This window comes from Nocardioides sp. FY1077 (assembly GCF_058681775.1).
This window is the reverse complement of the sequence record NZ_JBZWDB010000004.1, coordinates 181,098-200,270: the sequence shown is the minus strand read 5'-3', so window position 1 is coordinate 200,270 and position 19,173 is coordinate 181,098. Positions and strand designations below refer to the sequence as shown.

Below are 19,173 nucleotides of genomic sequence, written 5' to 3'. Positions count from 1 at the left end.
TCGCCGACACCGGAGGTCTCCTGTGCCCGTCACCCGTGGCTTCACCGGCCGTGCCCGTCGCGGCCGGCCCGACCGGCTCCCGCCGGGGCAGTACGACACCGGTCGTGACTGGCCCGTGCTCACCGCCGAGGTGGCGCCCCACCTCGCCCCCGAGCAGTGGTCGGTCACCGTCGACGGCGCCGTCGACCGACCGACCACCTGGTCGTGGGACAACGTGCAGGCGCTGCCGCGCTCGACCTACGACGGCGACATCCACTGCGTCACGACCTGGTCGATGCTCGACACCTCCTTCACCGGCGTGAGCGTCGACGTGCTGCTCGACGCCGCCGGACCGCGCCCGGAGGCGGCCTACGTCGTCGCCCACGCCAGCACCGGCTACACCACCAACCTGCCCCTCGCCGACCTCGTCGGCGGCAAGGCCTGGCTGGTCTGGGAGCACGAGGGGCGACCGCTCCCGCAGGAGCACGGCGGCCCCGTGCGGCTGCTGGTCCCGCACCTGTACTTCTGGAAGTCGGCGAAGTGGGTGAGTCGGCTCGAGGTCCTCGAGCAGGACCGCCCCGGTTTCTGGGAGACCAACGGCTACCACGACCGGGGCGACCCGTGGCTGGAGCAGCGCTACCAGGGCGACCCGTGAGCGCCGCCCCGGTCGGGCGCTGGACCACCGGCCGGGTCGCGCAGGTCGACCGGCTCGGCACCCGTCTCGTGCGGCTGCGCCTCGACGTCGCCGACCGGGTCGACCACCTGCCCGGCCAGCACTACGTCGTGCGGCTGCGCGCCGACGACGGCTACACCGCCCAGCGCTCCTACTCGGTGGCCTCCGACCCCGGCGACCCCCTGCTGGAGCTGATGGTGGAGGCGCTGCCCGGTGGCGAGGTGTCGGGGTTCCTGCACGAGGTGGTGGAGCCCGACGACGAGCTCGAGCTGCGCGGCCCCATCGGTGGCTGGTTCACCTGGGGCGCCCCCGACGACCTGGTGCCCGCGGTGTGCGTGGTGGGCGGCACCGGTGTGGTGCCGGCCGTGGCGATGCTGCGCCACGGCGCCCGGCTCGGCGTGCCCGAGCTGCTGCAGGTCGTCGCGGTCGGGCGCACCCTCGCGGAGCTGCCCTACGCGACGGAGCTGACCGAGGCCGGCGCGATGGTGGCGCTGACCCGGGAGAACACCCCCCTGGCCGACGGCACGAGCCGCGTGGCGGCGCCCCCGTACGTCGAGGAGCTGCGCGACGTGCTCGCCGCGCTGCCCGGCGCGCCCGACGTCGGTCGCGCCTACGTCTGCGGCTCGGTGGGGTTCGCGTCGTTCGCGACCCGGCTGCTCGGCGAGGCCGGGGTGCGCAGCGACGTGGTGCGCGTCGAGCAGTTCGGCGCCACCGGTCACCGCGAGGCCGCCTCGTGAGCAGCGAGCGCCCGGCGGGCGCCACGGCGTTCCGCGTGGGCTTCGTGACCGGGGCCACCCCCGACAAGTGGGCCGACACCTGGCGGCGCCGCTCGCGGGTGCCGCTGGAGCTGGTGCCCGTCGAGGAGCACGAGCAGGAGGCCGGCCTGCGCGACGGCAGCCTCGCCATGGCGCTGGTGCGCCTCCCGGTCGACCGCGAGGGGCTGCACTGCATCCCGCTCTACGACGAGGCCGCCGTGGTGGTGGTGGGTGCCGAGCACGTGGTGTCGGCCGTCGACGAGGTCGAGCTGGCCGACCTCGCCGACGAGCAGCTCGTGCGCCCCCACGCCAGCGGGTGGACCCCCACCGCCCCGCAGCTCGACTGGCCCCCGATGGGGCTGCGCGACGCCGCCGAGGTGGTGGCCTCGGGCACCGGTGTGCTGCTGGTCCCCATGTCGGTGGCCCGCCTCGTGCGCCGTCGCGACACGACGTTCCGTCCGGTCGTGGACCTCCCGCCGACCCGGGTCGGCCTGGCCTGGCGCACCGAGGACGACGACCCGCGGGTGCAGGAGTTCATCGGCGTCGTGCGCGGGCGCACCGAGCGCAGCTCGCGCGGCTGAGCCACACGCGCGACCCGCGCACACCACCCGTCCGGAGGTGTGGGAGTTGTGGTCGGCCTCGGTGCGGTGACATGGTCGCCTTCACCCGGCCCCGCGGCTCCCACCGACGAAGGAGGCGGCGCGACGCGCCGACACCAGTGACCACACAGCAGGATCGCCCCCAGCCCGACAGCCAGCCCACGTCCCCGCCCGGTGCGCAGCCCGGCTCGCAACCGCCGTCCCGCGGCGCCCGCGGACGGGTGCGCCAGGCGATGGCCTCCCCCGTGGACGACGTGATCCCGCACCCGGCGCTCGACCGCGCCGTCGACGGCGGCGGCCCGGGCCGACGGGGCATGGACTGGTGGGTGTTCGGCGTGCCCGCCGCGCTCGCGGTGGTCTTCCTGGTCTGGGGGTTCGTCAGCACCGACTCGCTGGCCCGGGTCTCCGGCGACGCGCTCGCCTGGGTGCTGGAGAGCGCGGGATGGCTGTTCGTGCTCACCTCCAGCGGCTTCGTGGTGTTCGTGCTGTGGCTCGCGCTGGGCCGCTTCGGGCGGATCCCGCTGGGTCGCGACGACGAGGAGCCGGAGTTCCGGACCGTCTCGTGGGTCGCGATGATGTTCAGCGCCGGCATGGGCATCGGCCTGATGTTCTACGGCGTCAGTGAGCCGCTCACCTTCTTCACCACGCCCCCGCCGGGCACCGGCGAGGCCGGCACCCCGCAGGCCGCGGAGACCGCGATGGCCACGACGCTGTTCCACTGGACGCTGCACCCCTGGGCGATCTACGCGGTCGTGGGCCTCTCGATCGCCTACGGCGTCTACCGCAAGGGCCGCGTGCAGCTCATCTCCGCCGCCTTCGAGCCGCTGCTGGGCCGCCACGCCCACGGCGCCGGCGGCAAGGTGATCGACATGCTGGCCATCTTCGCCACGCTGTTCGGCTCCGCCGCCTCGCTGGGCCTCGGCGCCCTGCAGATCCAGAGTGGCCTCGAGATCGTCGGCGGTCTCGGCGACCTCGGCAACGGCGTGCTGGTCGCGATCATCGCCGTCCTCACCGTCGCCTTCGTGCTCTCGGCGGTCTCCGGGGTGGCCAAGGGCATCCAGTGGCTGTCCAACATCAACATGGTGCTCGCCGTGGGCCTGGCCCTGTTCCTGTTCGTCGTGGGCCCGACGATCTTCATCCTCAACCTGGTGCCGACCTCGATCGGCAGCTACGTCGGCGACCTGCCGATGATGGCGGCCCGCACCGGCGCCGAGGGCGAGGCCACCAGCGAGTGGCTGGGCAGCTGGACGATCTTCTACTGGGCCTGGTGGCTCTCGTGGACGCCCTTCGTGGGCATGTTCATCGCCCGCATCTCCCGCGGCCGCACCATCCGCCAGTTCGTCACCGGCGTGCTGCTGGTGCCGAGCGCGGTCAGCCTGGTCTGGTTCGCCATCTTCGGCGGCACCGCCATCGACCTCCAGATGAGCGGCGTCGACATCGCCGGGGCCGGCGGCGGCGCCGCCGAGTCGCAGCTGTTCGGCATGCTCGAGCAGTTCCCGCTGGCCACCGTGGCCAGCGTCGTGGTGATGGTGCTGATCGCGATCTTCTTCGTCTCCGGCGCCGACGCCGCCTCGATCGTGATGGGCACGCTGTCGGAGCGCGGCACCACCGAGCCGCGTCGCCTCACCGTCGTCTTCTGGGGCGTCACCACCGGCGCGGTGGCCGCGGTCATGCTGCTGGTGGGCGGCGCCGACGCCCTGAGCGGGCTGCAGACCATCACGATCGTGGCCGCGCTGCCCTTCGTGGTGGTGATGGTGGGCCTGGCCGTCTCGCTGGTGAAGGACCTCAACCAGGACCCGCTCGTGGTGCGCCGCAAGTACGCCCGCGAGGCGGTGGAGAACGCCGTGGTCACCGGCGTCACCGAGCACGGCGACGACTTCGTGCTGAGCGTGGAGAAGGACCCCACGACGGGGTCCACCCCGACCGTGCGCTGAGCCGGACGGCTCCCACGCCGGCCGCCGAGGGGCGCCCGCAGGTCACCAGCTGGTGGCCAGCGGGCGCCCCTCGTGGTAGCCGGCCGCCGACTGCACACCCACGACGGCCCGCTCGTGCAGCTCCTCCAGCGACGACGCGCCGGCGTACGTCGCGGCGGAGCGCACCCCCGAGCAGATCTGGTCGATCAGGTCCTCCACGCCGGGGCGGGCGGGGTCGAGGTACATCCGCGACGACGAGATGCCCTCCTCGTAGAGGCCCTTGCGGGCGCGGTCGAAGGCCGACTCGGTGGCGGTGCGGCGCGCCACCGCGCGCGCGGACGCCATGCCGAACGAGATCTTGTAGGAGCGGCCGTCGGCGTCGGTGACCAGGTCGCCGGGCGACTCGTGGGTGCCGGCGAACCACGAGCCCACCATCACGCTCGCGGCCCCGGCGGCCAGGGCCAGCGCGACGTCGCGCGGGTGGCGCACCCCGCCGTCGGCCCACACGTGAGCGCCCAGGGCGCGGGCGGCCTCGGCGCACTCCAGGACGGCGCTGAACTGCGGGCGCCCCACGCCGGTCATCATCCGCGTGGTGCACATCGCACCCGGGCCGACCCCCACCTTCACGATGTCGGCGCCGGCCTCCACCAGCGCACGGGTGCCCTCGGCGGAGACCACGTTGCCCGCCGCCACCGGCACCTGCGGGGAGAGCGCCCGCACCGCGCGCAGCGCCTCGAGCATCCGGTCCTGGTGGCCGTGGGCGGTGTCGACGACCAGGCAGTCGACGCCGGCGGCCAGCAGCTCGGCCGCCTTGCCGGCGACGTCGCCGTTGACCCCGACCGCCGCCGCCACCCGCAGCCCGCCGGAGGCGTCGACGGCGGGGGTGTAGACGCTCGCGCGCAGCGCGCCGGTGCGGGTCAGCACGCCGGCGAGCGTGCCGTCGGGGTGCACCGCCACCGCGAGGGCGGCGTGGGCGCGGTCGACGGCCTCGAAGGCAGCGCGCGGCTCGGTGTCGGCGGTGATCGTCACCAGCGCGGTGGTCATCACCTGGCCGACCTGGGCGAACCGGTCGACGTCGGTGCAGTCGTCGACCGACACGACGCCGACGGGACGGCCGTCCTCGACGACCACGGCGGCGCGGTGGGCCCGCTTGGGGATCAGCGAGAGCGCCTCGGCCACGGTCTGGTGGGGGGTCAGCTCGATGGGGGTGTCGAAGACCAGGTGGCGGCTCTTGACGTGGCGCACCACGTCGGCCACCACCGGGATCGGGATGTCCTGCGGGATCACCACGAGCCCCCCGCGCCGGGCGACGGTCTCGGCCATCCGCTTCCCGGCCACGGCGGTCATGTTGGCCACCACGAGCGGCAGGGTAGCCCCGGTGCCGTCGCTGGTGGCGAGGTCGACGTCGTAGCGGCTGGCGACCGCAGAGGACCGCGGCACCATGAAGACGTCGTCGTAGGTCAGGTCGTGCGGCGCGCTGGCGCCGTGGAGGAAACGCACGAGGAGCGATGCTACGCACCGACGCACGCGGTCGCCCGCCACGGGCCGCGGGGCGTCACCCTCCTAGGGTGGGGTGCATGCCGTTCCTCGAGCCGGGTGCCCCCGCCGACCTCGCCGCCGCCCTCGCCACGGCCTTCGAGGAGCGCTACGGCGCCGCCCCGGCCGTGGTCGGGCGCGCCCCGGGCCGGGTCAACCTGATCGGGGAGCACACCGACTACAACGCCGGGCTGGTGCTGCCCGTGGCGCTGCCCCACGCCACCTACGCCGCGGTGCGCCCCCGCGACGACGACCGGGTGCGGGTGGGGAGCCGGCAGGTCGACACCGAGTGGGAGGGCGGCCTCGACGACACCGGCCCCGGCACCGACGCCGGCTGGGCGGCGTACGCCGTGGGTGTGCTGTGGGCGCTGGGCCGCGACGGCCTCTCCCCCACCGGCGTCGACGTCCTGGTCGACTCCACCGTGCCGCTGGGAGCCGGGCTGTCGAGCTCCGCGGCGCTGGAGTGCTCGGTGGGCGTGGCGCTGGGTGCCCTGCTGGGGCTGCCCGACGACGAGGCGGGCCGGCGCCGGCTGGTGGCGGCGGCGATCAGCGCCGAGAACGACGTGGTCGGGGCGCCGACCGGCGGGATGGACCAGACGGTCTCGGTGCTGGCCACCGCCGACCGGGCCCTGCTCGTCGACTTCGCCGACGGCTCGTCGCGCGCGGTCGACCTCGACCTCGACGCCGCCGGGCTGGTGCTGCTGGTCACCGACACCCGCGTCAGCCACGCCCTGGTCGACGGGGGCTACGCCGCGCGCCGCGACGACTGCGAGGAGGCCGCGCGCCGCCTCGGCGTGGCCAGCCTGCGCGAGGCCGAGCCGGGCCAGGTCGAGGGGCTGGCCGACGAGCGGCTGCGGCGCCGGGCGCGCCACATCGTCAGCGAGATCGCCCGGGTCACCGACGTGGTCGACGCCCTCGGCCGCGGCGACTGGCCCCAGGTGGGCCGGTCGTTCCTGGCCTCCCACGTCTCGATGCGCGACGACTTCGAGATCTCCTGCCCCGAGCTCGACGCCGCGGTGGAGACCGCGGTGGAGGCCGGGGCGCTGGCCGCGCGGATGACCGGCGGCGGCTTCGGCGGCTCCAGCGTGGCGCTGGTGCCGCAGGAGCGGGTGGCCGCGGTCGTGCGCGCGATCGACGCCCGCTTCGTGCTGGAGGGCTTCACCGCACCGGCCCACCTGGTCGCCACGCCGTCGGCCGGAGCCGGCGTCGTCGGCTGACGGCACAGCCGGGCCGCGCCTGTCGGGCTCGGCCGACCGGGCGGTCTCAGGTCGACGACACCCCGATGCGGCCCTCGCGGAAGGCGCCCACGAACAGCGCGTGGTCGGCGCGCACGCGCTCGGCGTACGACAGGCCGAAGTCGGCGACCCAGGTGGTGAACTCGCGGCGGCGACCCTCCACCGAGGCAGCGATCGCCTTCTCGACCTGGAAGGTCACCAGGTCCTGGTCGCTGTCCTCGTCGGAGGCGCAGTGGATCTTCGCGGTCGCGCGGCCGAGGAGGTCGACCACGGCGGCGATGTCGGCGGGCTCGGTGAGGTCGCCCCAGTCGAGGTCCACCTCGTAGGGCGACACCTCGGCCACGACGTAGCCGGTGCCGTCGATCTCGGTGTGACCCAGCAGCGGGTCGGTGTGCACCTGCAGGGCCCGCTGGCTGACCACGGTGCGGTGGCCCTCGTGCAGGAAGTACTGCTCCACCCGCGAGGTGTCGACGAAGCGGCTGATGGCCGGGATGTTGGCCTGCTTCATCGACAGCACCACGTCGTTGTCCAGGGCCTGGCTGTGGCCCTCGATCAGCAGGTTGTACGCCGGCAGCCCGGCGCTGCCGATGCCGAAGCCGGACTTGCCCACGACGTCGCGCAGGTCGTAGAACAGCTCGCGGTCGGAGCGGCGGTCCTCGGGGATCGACTCCAGGTAGGCGGCGTAGGCCTTCTCCACCTTGCGCCGCTCGGTCTTGCCGAGGCGGCGCACCGAGCGGTCGTCGAGGAACTCGCGGCTGCCGTCGACGCGGTGGGTGTTGGCGTCGAGCAGCTCGGCGCGGCGGCGCTGGCGCGCGTCGACCAGCGCCGCGTGCACCGGGCCCTCGGTGTTGTCGAGGTGCAGCGCGAAGTCGTCGTCGGTCTCGCTGGCGCAGTACTCGTCGACCTGGCTGAGGTAGCCGCGCAGGTAGCGCCCGACCAGGCGGCGCACGTCGTCCTCGGGCAGGGCCTTCTGCCAGCCGACCAGCGCCAGCGACGCCGCGAAGCGCTGGAGGTCCCAGGTGAAACGGCCCAGGTAGGCCTCGTCGAAGTCGTTGACGTCGAAGACCAGGCGGCCGTCGGAGTTGAGGTAGGTGCCGAAGTTCTCGACGTGCAGGTCGCCGTGCACCCAGATGGCGCCGCTGCGCTCGTCGCTGTAGGGGTCTCCCCCGTGCTCGCCGTCCCCCGTGACGTCGGCGTAGAACAGGCAGGCCGTGCCGCGGTAGAACGCGTGGGGGTCGGAGGCCATCTTGCGGTACTTGCCCCGGAACGCCGTGGGGTCGGCCTCCATCAGCGGCGCGAACGCATCACCCAGGGTCGAGACGATGAGGTCGGTGCGGTCCGGGGTACCGGGGGACTTCGAGGCGGCCATGCCAGCAGTGTGCCCCGGTGCACCCCGGTCAGTCGCCTCGGACGTGGGACACGACGTGGGAAGTACCACACCGTGGTGTCCTCCACGTGGTCGCGGGCCCCAGCGGCCCGTCCACGTGCTTTGCTGGAATCCGACTACCGATAGCCCAACGGACGCCTGGCGTCCACAGGAGGACACGACGTGGCCCGCAAGAACCCGATCGGCAAGATCCGCAGCATCGCAGGCGGGGCGGCCCGGCTGCCCCTGGACGTCGCCGGCAAGGCGACGCACCTCGCCGGGAGGGCCGCCGGCGGCGCCGCCGGCACCGTGACCGCGCTGGTGCCGGGTGGCAAGGGCTCGGCCGGTGCCCCGGCTCCGACCGACGCCCCCGAGCCCGCACCGGCGCCCTCCTCGGAGGAGTCGGGCAAGGTCGCCGGCGACCCGGTCGCCCCGGTGAAGAAGGCGCCTGCGGCGAAGAAGGCCCCCGCCAAGAAGGCACCGGCGGCGAAGGCACCCGCCGAGAAGGCACCCGTCGAGAAGCCGGCGAAGAAGGTGCCCGCGGCCAAGAAGGCCCCGGCGGCGACGCCGACGCCCGACCCCGCAGCGCCCGCCCCCGCGAAGGCCGCTCCCGCCAAGGCCGCGCAGCCCACCAAGGCCGCGCAGCCCACCAAGGCCGCGCAGCCCACCAAGGCCGCGCAGCCCACCAAGGCCGCGCAGCCCACCAAGGCCGTGGGCACCGACGCCGCACCTGCGCCGGCCGCTCCCGAGGCCCCGGCCGCCAAGAAGGCCCCGGCGGCCAAGAAGGCTCCGGCGGCGAAGAAGGCCCCGGCCAAGAAGAGCGCGGCCCCCGTCGAGAACGCCATCGACTCGGCGATCGACAACTCGATCGACGCCTCGGCCGACGTCTCCGCCGTCAGCGTCACCCCCGCCGACCTCGCGCGCGCCGCGGCCAGCAAGCCGCCGGCCGCGGCCACGACGATCAGCACCGACGGCGACGACGCCCCGGCCGCCTCGGACGCCGGCTCGCCGACGCCGGGCTCGACCCCGGGCGACAAGCTGCCCACCCCGAAGGCGCCCGCGGGCGACTGAGCACCGCTGCGACGCACGAACGCCGCGGCCCGGTCGACGAGATGTCGACCGGGCCGCGGCGTTCCGTCGTCCGCGGGCCGGCGGCGGGCCCGCGGGGCCGCTACTTCAGCTGGGCGCTGCTGAGGCCCAGCACCCGGCGCGCGACGATCAGCTGCTGGATCTGCTGGGTGCCCTCGAAGATGTCGAGGATCTTCGAGTCGCGCGACCACTTCTCCAACAGCTCGGTCTCGCTGTAGCCCACCGAGCCCGCCAGCTCGACGCAGCTCAGCGTGATGTCGGAGCCGACCCGGCCGGCCTTCGCCTTGGCCATCGACGCCTCCAGGCTGTTGGGACGCCGGTTGTCGGCCAGCCACGCCGCCTGCAGGGTGAGCAGCCGTGCGCCCTCCCAGTCGGCCTCCATCTGCAGGAACTTCGCCGCCGCGGCCGACTGCGCCAGCGCCGGGCGGTCGTAGTCGATGACCACGCCGGCCTGCTCGAGCAGGTCGCGGGTGAGGTCGAGAGCGGCCTTGGCGCACCCGATGGCCATGGCGGCCACCAGCGGGCGGGTGTTGTCGAAGGTCGCCATCGCACCGGCGAAGCCCTGCTTGACGTCGACGTCGGGTGAGCCGAGGAGGTTCTCCTTCGGCACCCGGCAGTCCTCGAGGATGATCGTGGCGGTGTCGGAGGCCCGGATGCCGAGCTTGTGCTCGAGGCGGTCGACCCGCATGCCCGGGGTGCCCTTGGGCACCACGAAGGACTTGATGGCCGCCCGGCCCAGGTCGCGGTCGAGGGTCGCCCACACCACGACGTGGTCGGCACGGCCGCCAGCGGTGACGTAGATCTTCTCGCCGTTCAGCACGTACTCGTCGCCGTCGAGGACCGCGGTGGTGCGGATGTTGGCGGAGTCGGAGCCGGTGCCGGGCTCGGTGATGGCCATGCCGGCCCACACGCCCCCGAAGCGCTCGAGCTGCTCGTCGTCGGCCACGCTGGCGATGGCGGAGTTGCCCAGGCCCTGGCGCGGCATCGACAGCAGCAGCCCGACGTCGCCCCAACACATCTCCTGGATCGACATCACCGAGGCGAGGTTGGTGCCGTTCCTGACCCCGGTGTCCTCCTCGCTCTCGTCGCGACGCACGCCGGAGGCGCCGGCGCCCGAGCTGGCGCCGGACTCCGAGAGCCCGTCGATCATCGAGGCCAGCATGTCGAGCTCGGTGGGGTACTCGTGCTCGGCGCGGTCGTACTTGCGCGAGATGGGGCGCAGCATGTTCATCGCGACCTGGTGGGCCTGGCCCGCGAGCGGTCGGAACTTCTTCGGGTCGTCGAGGTTGATCATCGGGTCCTCCTGGTCGAGGGGGCGGGGCGCACGGCGGTGGCGGCGGGGCGCAGGGCGGTGGCGGCGGTGACCACGTGCGGCGGCGCGCTCACACCAGCACGCTGCCTTCCATCACGCCGACCGCACGCAGGTCGCGGTACCACCGCTCGACCGGGTGCTCCTTGACGAAGCCGTGACCGCCGAGCAGCTGCACGCCGTCGAGGCCGATCCGCATGCCGTGGTCGGTGCACGAGCGCCGGGCCAGGGCGACCTCGCGGGAGAAGTCCTTGCCGGCGGCGGCGCGCGCGGCGGCCTTGTAGGTGAGCAGGCGCATCGCCTGCAGCTCGATGGCGATGTCGGCGACCATGAACGCCACCGACTGACGGTGGGCGATCGGCTCGCCGAACGCCTCGCGCTCCTTGACGTAGGGCGTCACGTAGTCGAGCACGGCCTGGCCGGTGCCGACGGCGAGAGCACACCACGCGAGCCGCGAGAGCCGCACGCACTCGGTGTAGGTGGTGCCGTCGGCGGCACCCAGCAAGGCGCCCTCGGGCACCGCGACGCTGTCGAGGCGCAGCGTGGTGAGCGAGGCGGCGCGCACCCCCATGGAGGGGTCGGCCTCCACGGTGAGCCCCGCGGTCGAGGACTCCACCAGGAACAGCGCGGGCGAGCCGTCGAGGTCGGCACCGACGACGAACAGCTCGGCCTCGGCGCCGCGCACGACGGCGCTCTTGACGCCGTCGAGCACGAAGCCGTCGGCGATGCGCCGGACGGTGGTGGCCGGGCTCAGCACGTCGAAGAGCACGGTGGGCTCGGTGAGGGCGAGCGCCGCAGCCGGCACGTCGTCGCCGGCGAACGCGGGCAGGTAGGTCTGCTGCTGCTCCTCGGTGCCCCAGAGCCCGAGGGCGGTGGCCACGGCGCCGGGCGCCAGGGCCGCGACGGCCAGGCCCATGTCGCCGTGGGCGAGCGCCTCGGCCACCAGCGTGCCGGCCATCGCCGAGCGCTCCTCGGAGATCCCGCCGAGCGACTCGGGCACGCCCAGGATGGGCAGCCCGATCTCGAGGCTGGCCTTCAGCACCGGCTCCGGGGCGGCGCACAGGTCGTCGGCCTCGGTGGCGGCGGGACGCAGCACGTCGGCGGCGTACTCGGTCACCACGTCGACCAGCATCTGCTCGTCGTCGGTGGGGGTCAGGTCGAAGACGCCCCGCGGCGCGGCGGTCGGCACCCGCACCCCGGTGGTGCGGCGCGAGCCCGCCCGGGAGAAGGTGCGGCCGGCCGCGGTGGCGGTCTTGAAGCCGCTGCGGGTGGCGGTGAACACCGCCTGCTCGGCCGGCTTGCGCAGGCCGAAGCGGTCGATGATCTCGCTCTGGGCGAGCTTGTTGAGGGCGGCCACGGCGAGGCCGATGGGGTCGCGGGTCTCCTGCGAGGAGACACCGTGCTTCCCACCGGGGCGCAGGCTCTTCGTGAGGTCCATGGCGGAACTGTAACTGTCAGTTACAACCGCGGCTACAGCTCGTGCCGAGGGTCCGGTCACACGCCTCGGCTGCGGCCCGTGGCCGGGTGGCTCCTAGGATCGTCGCCATGTCCGAGACCACGTCCCCCGCGTCGCCCGAGCAGCCGTCACCGCCGCAGCACCTGCCCCACGGCCCGCTGCCGACCGGCGGCACGGTGCGCCCGGTGACCCGCTGGGGCACCCCGGTGATGCACCGCCCGCAGCGAGCGGTGACGGCCTACGACGACGACCTGCGGGCGCTGGTCGCCGACATGGTCGCCACCATGTACGCCGCCGACGGCGTGGGCCTGGCGGCGTGCCAGGTCGGCGAGGACGTCGCGGTGTTCGTCTTCGACTGCCCCGACGCCAGCGGCGAGCGCACCGCCGGGGTGGTCTGCAACCCGCAGGTCGTGCTCCCCGAGGGCCGGGAGCGCCGCCTCGACGACTCCGACGAGGGGTGCCTGTCGTTCCCGGGCGCCTTCGAGGAGTGCCCCCGCCCCGACCAGGCCACGGTCGTCGGCACCGGGCTCGACGGCGAGCCGGTGACCTTCAGCGGCGACGGCCTGCTCGCGCGCTGCCTGCAGCACGAGACCGACCACACCCACGGCACCGTCTTCGGCGACCGGCTGCCCACCAAGGCCCGCAAGCGGCTGCAGAAGGAGCACGACCGGGCCGCCGAGGACTTCCCGCTGGACTGGCCCGCGGGCTCGTAGCGACCCGCGGAGCCGCCTCGTCGGCGAGACTGGCCCGGTGACCACCGACGACCGGCCAGCCCTCCCCCACGTGCGCCTCGTGCAGCTCGACCCCGCCACCATCGCGGCGCTCGCCGACGGCGACCTCCCGCGCGCCCAGGCCACCTCGCCGGTGCCGCTCAGCGCGTGGCTGGTCTCCGACGCGGCGCGGAGCACGTGGCGCTTCCGCACCGTGCAGGCCGTCGAGTCGCCCCAGGACCTGCCCTGGATCACCGGCGCGGTGTGGGACGTCGACCGCGGCCTGTGCGTGGGCCAGGGCGGGTTCCACGCCGCCCCCGACGCCGACGGCATGGTCGAGGTCGGCTACGGCATCGAGCCGGCCCACCGGCGGCGCGGGTACGCCCGCGCGGTGCTCGCGACGCTGGTGGAGCGGGCCCGCCGCGAGCCCGACGTCCGCACGGTGCGTGCCTCGATCTCCCCCGACAACGCCGCCAGCCTGGCGCTGATCCGCGACCACCCGTTCGTGCACGTGGGCGAGCAGTGGGACGACGAGGACGGCCTCGAGCTGCTCTGGGAGCTCCCGGTGGGCCCGCCGGCCTGAGGCCGGGTGCTCACGGCTCCAGGAAGAGCGCGACCGCGGTGACGTCGTCGCCGAGGGCGCGGCCGTCGGCGAGGGCGTCGACGGCGAGCACGACCTCCTCGGCGCTGCGGTGGGCGCCCAGCAGGGCGGCCACCGCGGGCTCCCAGTCGGTCGGGTCGCCGGACGGGTCGCCGGACGGGTCGAGCAGGTCGAGGAGCCCGTCGGAGAACACCAGCAGGCGCCCGCCCGGGGGCACGGTGGTGCGGTGGGTGCGCCAGCGGTCGGCCGGGAACACCCCGAACGGCGGTTCGCCGGCCTGCAGCGTCGTGCGGGTGCCGTCGGGGGCGAGCAGGAGGCAGTAGCCCATCCCGGCGTCCACCCAGCACACGTCGCCGGTCGCGAGGTCGACGCTCAGGCGGAACAGGGTGACCAGGGAGCGGGCGCGCTCCAGGTCGGGCAGCAGGTCCTGGGCGACGCGGGTGGTGGCGGTGCCGAGGTCGTCGCCGACGGCGGCGTACGTGCTGCGCACGGCGGCGCGCACCCCGGCGCCGAGCAGGGCGGCCCCGGTGCCCTTGCCCATCACGTCGCCGACCACGACGTCGAGCACCGTGCCGTCGCTGCGGTAGTCGAAGAAGTCACCGCCCACCGCGAGCGCGGGCGTGCAGCTGCCGGCCACGCTCCAGCCGCCCACGGCCACCGGCCCCACCGGCAGCAGCGAGGCCTGCACGCGCCGGGCACCGAGCAGCTCGCTGAGCTCGGAGACCTCGTGCTCGGCCCACAGCGCGAGGTCGGTGAGCAGCTGCAGCTCGCCGCCGTCGAGCGTGCGGGGCTCGGGGGCGTAGACGCAGAACGTGCCGACCACGTTGCCGCCGCGGTCGCGCAGCGGCACACCGGCGTAGAAGCGCACCATCCCCGCGCGCACGACGGCCAGCTCGCTGACCCGCGGGTCGAGCGGGGCGTCGGAGATGACGACGGCGTCGTCGAGGCGGTGCACCCACTGGCAGAAGGTCTCCTCGGCGGGGTTGGCCAGCATGCCGGTGCCCTGCTCGCTGACGAAGTAGTCGACCCCGCCGCTGGCCACGGCGATCGTCGACATCGACACGCCGAAGGCGGCGCAGGCCAGCCGGGTCAGGCTGTCGAGCCGGTCCTGGTGGGCCTCGACCTGGCTCGCCGACGCGGCGGCGCGGTCGGCGGGCACGCCGGCGGCGCTCATCGCCGCGGGGCGACGGTCGACGGGGTGCTCACCTCCCCATCCTCCCCCACCGCCGGGGCGCCGCGGGCCAGGACGTGGCAGGCAGCGCGATCCGCGACCCGACCACCACCAGCCGCACCGCCCACCCGTCCGGCGCGATCGCGCCAGCTGAGCAACCACCGACCGGCGGATCGGTCAGGACCGGCGGGCGGTGACGTAGCACGCCACCGCGCTGGCCGCGGCGACGTTGAGCGAGTCGATGCCGGCGCGCATCGGGATCACCGCACGGCGGTCGGCGGTGCGCTCCCAGCGGGTCGAGAGCCCGTGGCCCTCGGAGCCGAGCACGAGGGCCACCCGGTCGAGGCCGGCCACGGCGTCCTCCACGTCGACGGCGTCGTCGGCCAGCGTGAGCGCGACGGTGGTGTAGCCCCGTGCCGACAGGTCGGGCAGGGCGTCGGCCCAGTCGGGCAGCCGGGTCCAGGGCAGGGTGAACACCGCGCCCATGGCCACCTTGATCGCGCGGCGGTAGAGCGGGTCGGCGCAGCGGGGCGCGAGCAGCACGGCGTCGAAGCCCATCGCGGCCCCCGAGCGGAACACCGCCCCGACGTTGGCGTGGTCGACGAGGTCCTCGAGCACGAGCACCGAGCGCGCGCCGTCGAGCACCTCGTCGAGAGAGGGCAGCGGGCGCCGCTCGAGGGAGGCCAGCGCCCCGCGGTGCACGTGGAACCCGGTGACCTGCTCGGCCTGGGCCTCGGGCAGCACGTAGCAGGGTGCGTCGGTGGCGGCGAGCACGTCGGCGAGCCCGTCGAGCCAGCGCGGTGCCATCAGGAACGAGCGCGGCGTGCAGCCGCCCTCCACGGCACGACGCACCACCTTCTCGCCCTCGGCGAGGAACAGCCCGTGCTCGGCCTCCAGGGTCTTGCGCAGCTCGACGTCGCGCAGGTCGCGGTAGTCGCCGAGGCGGGGGTCGTCGGGACCGACCTCCACCACGGTGGCCATCAGACGAGCCCGTCGCCGCGGGGCGCGACCGTGTGGGCGTCGGGGCGGTCGAGGCTGAGCGGCACGTCGGGGTAGGTCTCGGGGAACGCCACCGCGACCACGGGGCCGACCACGATGATGGCGGGGGGCTTGACGCCGCGGGCGGCGAGGTCGTCGCCCAGGGTGCCGAGCCGGCTGAGCACGGTCTGCTCCCCCGGCATGGTCCCGTCGCAGACCACCGCGACCGGCGTGCCGGGGTGGCGCCCGCCGGCCACCAGCGCGGCCGCGATCGCCCCGGCGTTCTGCACGGCCATCAGCGCCACGATCGTGCCGTGCAGGCGCGCCAGCGCGCTCCAGTCGGTGAGCGACTCGGGGTGGCCCGGCGGCAGGTGGCCCGAGACCACCGCGAACTCGTGGGCCACCCCGCGGTGGGTGACCGGGATGCCGGCGACGGCGGGCACCGAGATCGAGCTGCTCAGCCCGGGGATCACGGTGACCGGCACCCCGGCCTCGCGGCAGGCGATGACCTCCTCGTAGCCGCGGCCGAACACGAAGTTGTCGCCGCCCTTGAAGCGCGCCACGCGCTGCCCGGCCAGGGCACGCTCCACGATGACCCGGTTGATCTCGTCCTGCGCCGCGGAGCGGCCACGGGGCAGCTTGGTGACGTCGATGATCTCGACGTCGGGCGGCAGGTCGCCCAGCAGCTCGCGGGGGGCCAGCCGGTCGGCCACCACGACGTCGGCGCTCATCAGCGCCTTGCGGCCCGCCACCGACACCAGGTCGGGGTCGCCGGGGCCGCCGCCGACCAGGACGACGCCCGGGGTGCGGTCGCGCACCTGGTCGGCACCGATGGTGCCGTCCTGCAGGGCCTCCACGATCTCGTCGCGCACGGCCGCCGAGCGGCGCGGCTGGCGCTGGCCGAGCACGGCCACGGTCACCCCGTCGTGGCGCCCGACGGCGGGCGTCCACGCCGTGGCACGGGTGGCGTCGTCGGCGCGCACGCAGAACACCCGGCGCTCCTCGGCGGCCGCCGAGACCGCCTCGTTGACCGCCGGGTCGTCGGTGGCGGCGACGGCGTACCACGCGTCGTCGAGGTCGGCGGCCCGGAAGCCGCGGGCGTGCCACTCCACCTCGCCGCCCCCCGCCAGTCCCTCCACCGCCGGCGTCACCTCGGGCGAGACCACGACGACGCGGGCGCCGACCGCGATGAGCAGGGGGATCCGGCGCTGGGCGACGTGGCCGCCACCCACGACGACGACGCGGCGGCCCTGCAGGCGCAGCGCGGAGAGGTAGGTCGGGAAGTCGTCCACCGGCCCATCATCCCCGCTCCCCCCTCCGGGGCGGTGACCTGGGCTCGGGGGCCGGACTACGTTCGGCGAGGACCACCTGCGACCACCCCTACGAACAGGAGCCCCATGTCCCTCGACCGACCGGTGACCCCCGATCCCTACGAGCTGCTGCCGGCCGTGCCGGCGTTCGTCGTCACCAGCGACGACCTCAGCGACGGCGCACCCCTGAAGGACGCCCAGGTCGCCGCCGCCGGCGACACCTCGCCCCACCTGTCCTGGGAGCGCGTGCCGGAGGGCACCAAGAGCTTCACCGTCACCTGCTTCGACCCCGACGCCCCCACCCCGAGCGGCTTCTGGCACTGGGTGCTCGTCGACCTGCCGGCCGACTGCACCGAGCTGCCGACGGGCCTCGGCCGCGAGGGCGCCGACCTGCCGGGCGGGGCGTTCATGTGTCGCAACGACGTCGGCACCAAGGCCTTCACCGGGGCCGCCCCGCCGCCCGGCGACCAGGTGCACCGCTACATGTTCGTGGTGCACGCCGTCACCGAGGAGGCCCTCGGGGTCGACTCCGACGCCACCCCGGCCGTGGTGTCGTTCAACCTGGCGTTCAAGACCGCGGGCCGGGCGATCGTGACCGGCACCTACCAGCACTGACGCCAGGCCCGTCGGGCCGGTGGAGCCGGTCGGCGGCCCCGGGGTCAGTCCCGGGGCAGCTGGCCGGCCGCGCGCAGCCGCTCGGCGAACGGCGTGGGGTCGGCCAGCTCGTCGCGCCCCGCGTCGGTCACCAGCCGCAGGCCACGGCGTCCGCCCACGAGGTCGGCGAGCTCACCGCCGGCACGCTCCACCCGTTCCTGCAGGCCCGGCTGCCCGAAGTCCTCGCTGGCCGCGAACACCCCGGTCGGCACGACCACGGCGCGCAGGTAGGAGAACAGCGGACGCAGCGCGTGGTCGAGCACCAACGAGTGGCGCGCGGTGCCGGCGGTGGCCGCGACGAGCACCGGGGTGCCGGTCAGCAGCCCCGGCTCGAGCACGTCGACGAACGTCTTGAACAGCCCCGAGTACGACGCCGAGAAGACCGGTGTCACCACGACCAGGCCGTCGGCGCGGGCCACGGTGTCGACCGCGTCGGCCAGGTCGCCGGAGGGGAACCCGGTCAGCAGGTGGTCGGCCAGCGCGTGGGCCAGCGGGCGCAGCTCGACGACGTCCAGCTGCACCGGCCCGCCCGTGCCGCCGGTCTCGAGCGCCGAGACGGCGGCAGCCCCGAGCCGGTCGGCCAGCAGCCGGGTCGACGACGGCGTGGAGAGCCCGGCGCTCACCACGGCGAGGCGGGTCACGCCGACACCTCGGCCGGGTGGTCGGCCGTCGCGGTGGTGCCGTCAGCAGCCGCGGCGTCGCGGGCCGCGACCAGCGAGGCGTGGGTGGGCGCGTCGGGGACGTCGGTGCCGCGCATCGAGGCGAAGCCGGCGCGCAGGTCGGGCAGGATCTCGCCGAGCAGGTCGAGCTGCTCCAGCACCGTCGCCAGCGGCAGGCCGGCGTGGTCGAGCAGGAACAGCTGGCGCTGGTAGTCGCCGACGTACTCGCGGAAGCCGAGGGTGCGCTCCAGCACCTGCTGCGGGGAGCCGACGGTGAGCGGGGTCTGGCTGGTGAAGTCCTCCATCGACGGGCCGTGGCCGTAGACCGGCGCGTTGTCGAAGTACGGCCGGAACTGCGTCACGGCGTCCTGGCTGCGACGCGCCATGAAGGCCTGCCCGCCGAGCCCGACGACGGCCTGGTCGGCGCGGCCGTGACCGTAGTGCTCGAAGCGACGGCGGTAGAGCGCGACCATCTGGCGGGTGTGGGAGGCGGGCCAGAAGATGTGGTTGTGGAAGAAGCCGTCGCCGTAGTAGGCCGCCTGCTCGGCGATCTCCGGGCTGCGGATCGAGCCGTGCCACACGAACGGCGCGACGCCGTCCAGCGGGCGCGGGGTGGCGGTGAAGCCCTGCAGCGGGGTGCGGAAGCGGCCCTGCCAGTCGACGACGTCCTCGCGCCACAGCCGGTGCAGCAGCGCGTAGTTCTCGACCGCGAGGTCGATGCCCTGGCGGATGTCCTTGCCGAACCACGGGTAGACCGGGCCCGTGTTGCCGCGGCCGAGCATCAGGTCCATCCGACCGTCGGAGAGGTGCTGCAGCGTGGCGTAGTCCTCCGCGATGCGCACCGGGTCGGTGGTGGTGATCAGGGTCGTGGACGTCGACAGGATGATCCGCTCGGTCTGCGCCGCGATGTAGGCCATGGTGGTCGTCGGCGACGACGCCACGAACGGCGGGTTGTGGTGCTGGCCGACGGCGACCACGTCGAGGCCGATCTCCTCGGCCTTGCGGGCGATCGTCACCTGGGCCTTGATGCGCTCGTGCTCGCTGGGCGTGCGACCGGTGGTGGGGTCGGTGGTGACGTCACCGACGCTGAAGATGCCGAGCTGGACCTGCGGCGCCCTGCGGTCCGCGGACGTCACGGATGCCTCCATGGTGATCGAGCTCCTCACACGTAGTTGAAAGT

At 74.6% G+C, this 19,173-nt stretch carries 18 protein-coding genes; 9 read left to right on the top strand and 9 right to left on the bottom strand.

Annotated elements, in window-relative coordinates:
- The first annotated feature begins 22 nt into the window (after positions 1 to 22).
- From AC4OR8_RS16140 to AC4OR8_RS16125, 4 genes are all read left to right on the top strand, one after another.
- The gene (locus AC4OR8_RS16140; RefSeq protein WP_492166611.1) at positions 23 to 634 is read left to right on the top strand and encodes a sulfite oxidase-like oxidoreductase; all 612 of its coding nucleotides are present in this window, start codon (positions 23 to 25) and stop codon (positions 632 to 634) included.
- Positions 631 to 1,389: an FAD-binding oxidoreductase gene (locus tag AC4OR8_RS16135; RefSeq protein ID WP_492166610.1), complete on the top strand. Its 759-nt coding sequence runs from the start codon at positions 631 to 633 to the stop codon at positions 1,387 to 1,389. Before AC4OR8_RS16140 ends, AC4OR8_RS16135 begins: the two co-directional genes overlap by 4 nt.
- Complete coding sequence (locus tag AC4OR8_RS16130; RefSeq protein WP_492166609.1) at positions 1,386 to 1,988, top strand: LysR substrate-binding domain-containing protein; 603 nt, start codon at positions 1,386 to 1,388, stop codon at positions 1,986 to 1,988. Before AC4OR8_RS16135 ends, AC4OR8_RS16130 begins: the two co-directional genes overlap by 4 nt.
- A gap of 251 nt (positions 1,989 to 2,239) precedes the next feature.
- Positions 2,240 to 3,940, top strand: coding sequence for a BCCT family transporter (locus AC4OR8_RS16125; protein ID WP_492166608.1), 1,701 nt, complete (start codon positions 2,240 to 2,242; stop codon positions 3,938 to 3,940).
- A gap of 42 nt (positions 3,941 to 3,982) precedes the next feature.
- On the opposite strand, the gene AC4OR8_RS16120 is transcribed toward AC4OR8_RS16125, so the two are convergent.
- The gene (locus AC4OR8_RS16120) at positions 3,983 to 5,419 is read right to left on the bottom strand and encodes a GuaB1 family IMP dehydrogenase-related protein (RefSeq protein ID WP_492166607.1); all 1,437 of its coding nucleotides are present in this window, start codon (positions 5,417 to 5,419) and stop codon (positions 3,983 to 3,985) included.
- A gap of 77 nt (positions 5,420 to 5,496) precedes the next feature.
- Between AC4OR8_RS16120 and galK the strand changes: the two genes are divergently transcribed.
- On the top strand, positions 5,497 to 6,672 hold the full coding sequence (galK, locus tag AC4OR8_RS16115; protein WP_492166606.1) for a galactokinase: 1,176 nt from the start codon (positions 5,497 to 5,499) through the stop codon (positions 6,670 to 6,672).
- Between the two features lie 46 nt (positions 6,673 to 6,718).
- Here galK and AC4OR8_RS16110 read toward each other — a convergent pair whose 3' ends face one another.
- Positions 6,719 to 8,059, bottom strand: a complete 1,341-nt coding sequence (locus AC4OR8_RS16110; RefSeq protein ID WP_492166605.1) for a DUF2252 domain-containing protein — start codon at positions 8,057 to 8,059, stop codon at positions 6,719 to 6,721.
- Positions 8,060 to 8,239: 180 nt separating this feature from the next.
- Here AC4OR8_RS16110 and AC4OR8_RS16105 point away from each other — a divergent pair, with 180 nt between their 5' ends.
- Positions 8,240 to 9,127, top strand: a complete 888-nt coding sequence (locus tag AC4OR8_RS16105) for a hypothetical protein (protein WP_492166604.1) — start codon at positions 8,240 to 8,242, stop codon at positions 9,125 to 9,127.
- 100 nt (positions 9,128 to 9,227) lie between these two features.
- Here AC4OR8_RS16105 and AC4OR8_RS16100 read toward each other — a convergent pair whose 3' ends face one another.
- Together AC4OR8_RS16100 and AC4OR8_RS16095 are read right to left on the bottom strand one after the other, a co-directional pair.
- On the bottom strand, positions 9,228 to 10,439 hold the full coding sequence (locus tag AC4OR8_RS16100; RefSeq protein ID WP_492166603.1) for an acyl-CoA dehydrogenase family protein: 1,212 nt from the start codon (positions 10,437 to 10,439) through the stop codon (positions 9,228 to 9,230).
- An 88-nt stretch (positions 10,440 to 10,527) separates the two neighbouring features.
- A complete protein-coding gene (locus AC4OR8_RS16095) occupies positions 10,528 to 11,892 on the bottom strand; it encodes an acyl-CoA dehydrogenase family protein (RefSeq protein WP_492166602.1) in 1,365 nt (454 codons plus the stop codon).
- Positions 11,893 to 11,999: 107 nt separating this feature from the next.
- Between AC4OR8_RS16095 and def the strand changes: the two genes are divergently transcribed.
- Both def and AC4OR8_RS16085 read left to right on the top strand, forming a co-directional pair.
- Positions 12,000 to 12,623, top strand: coding sequence for a peptide deformylase (gene def / locus AC4OR8_RS16090; RefSeq protein WP_492166601.1), 624 nt, complete (start codon positions 12,000 to 12,002; stop codon positions 12,621 to 12,623).
- A 37-nt stretch (positions 12,624 to 12,660) separates the two neighbouring features.
- Positions 12,661 to 13,203 carry a GNAT family N-acetyltransferase gene (locus AC4OR8_RS16085; RefSeq protein WP_492166600.1) on the top strand — a complete coding sequence of 181 codons (543 nt, stop codon included), beginning with the start codon at positions 12,661 to 12,663 and terminating at the stop codon, positions 13,201 to 13,203.
- 10 nt (positions 13,204 to 13,213) lie between these two features.
- On the opposite strand, the gene AC4OR8_RS16080 is transcribed toward AC4OR8_RS16085, so the two are convergent.
- From AC4OR8_RS16080 to cobA, 3 genes are all read right to left on the bottom strand, one after another.
- Positions 13,214 to 14,395 carry a PP2C family protein-serine/threonine phosphatase gene (locus tag AC4OR8_RS16080; RefSeq protein WP_492166599.1) on the bottom strand — a complete coding sequence of 394 codons (1,182 nt, stop codon included), beginning with the start codon at positions 14,393 to 14,395 and terminating at the stop codon, positions 13,214 to 13,216.
- A gap of 174 nt (positions 14,396 to 14,569) precedes the next feature.
- A complete protein-coding gene (locus AC4OR8_RS16075; protein ID WP_492166598.1) occupies positions 14,570 to 15,373 on the bottom strand; it encodes a TrmH family RNA methyltransferase in 804 nt (267 codons plus the stop codon).
- Complete coding sequence (gene cobA / locus AC4OR8_RS16070) at positions 15,373 to 16,662, bottom strand: uroporphyrinogen-III C-methyltransferase (protein WP_492166597.1); 1,290 nt, start codon at positions 16,660 to 16,662, stop codon at positions 15,373 to 15,375. Before cobA ends, AC4OR8_RS16075 begins: the two co-directional genes overlap by 1 nt.
- Positions 16,663 to 16,767: 105 nt before the next feature.
- On the opposite strand from cobA, the gene AC4OR8_RS16065 reads away from it, so the two are divergent.
- Positions 16,768 to 17,295 (top strand): YbhB/YbcL family Raf kinase inhibitor-like protein, encoded by a 528-nt coding sequence (locus tag AC4OR8_RS16065; protein ID WP_492166596.1) that lies wholly within the window; start codon positions 16,768 to 16,770, stop codon positions 17,293 to 17,295.
- Between the two features lie 44 nt (positions 17,296 to 17,339).
- Here AC4OR8_RS16065 and AC4OR8_RS16060 read toward each other — a convergent pair whose 3' ends face one another.
- On the bottom strand, positions 17,340 to 17,975 hold the full coding sequence (locus AC4OR8_RS16060; RefSeq protein WP_492166595.1) for an FMN reductase: 636 nt from the start codon (positions 17,973 to 17,975) through the stop codon (positions 17,340 to 17,342).
- Positions 17,972 to 19,129, bottom strand: a complete 1,158-nt coding sequence (locus tag AC4OR8_RS16055; protein ID WP_492166594.1) for an LLM class flavin-dependent oxidoreductase — start codon at positions 19,127 to 19,129, stop codon at positions 17,972 to 17,974. Before AC4OR8_RS16055 ends, AC4OR8_RS16060 begins: the two co-directional genes overlap by 4 nt.
- Between the last annotated feature and the right edge of the window lie 44 nt (positions 19,130 to 19,173).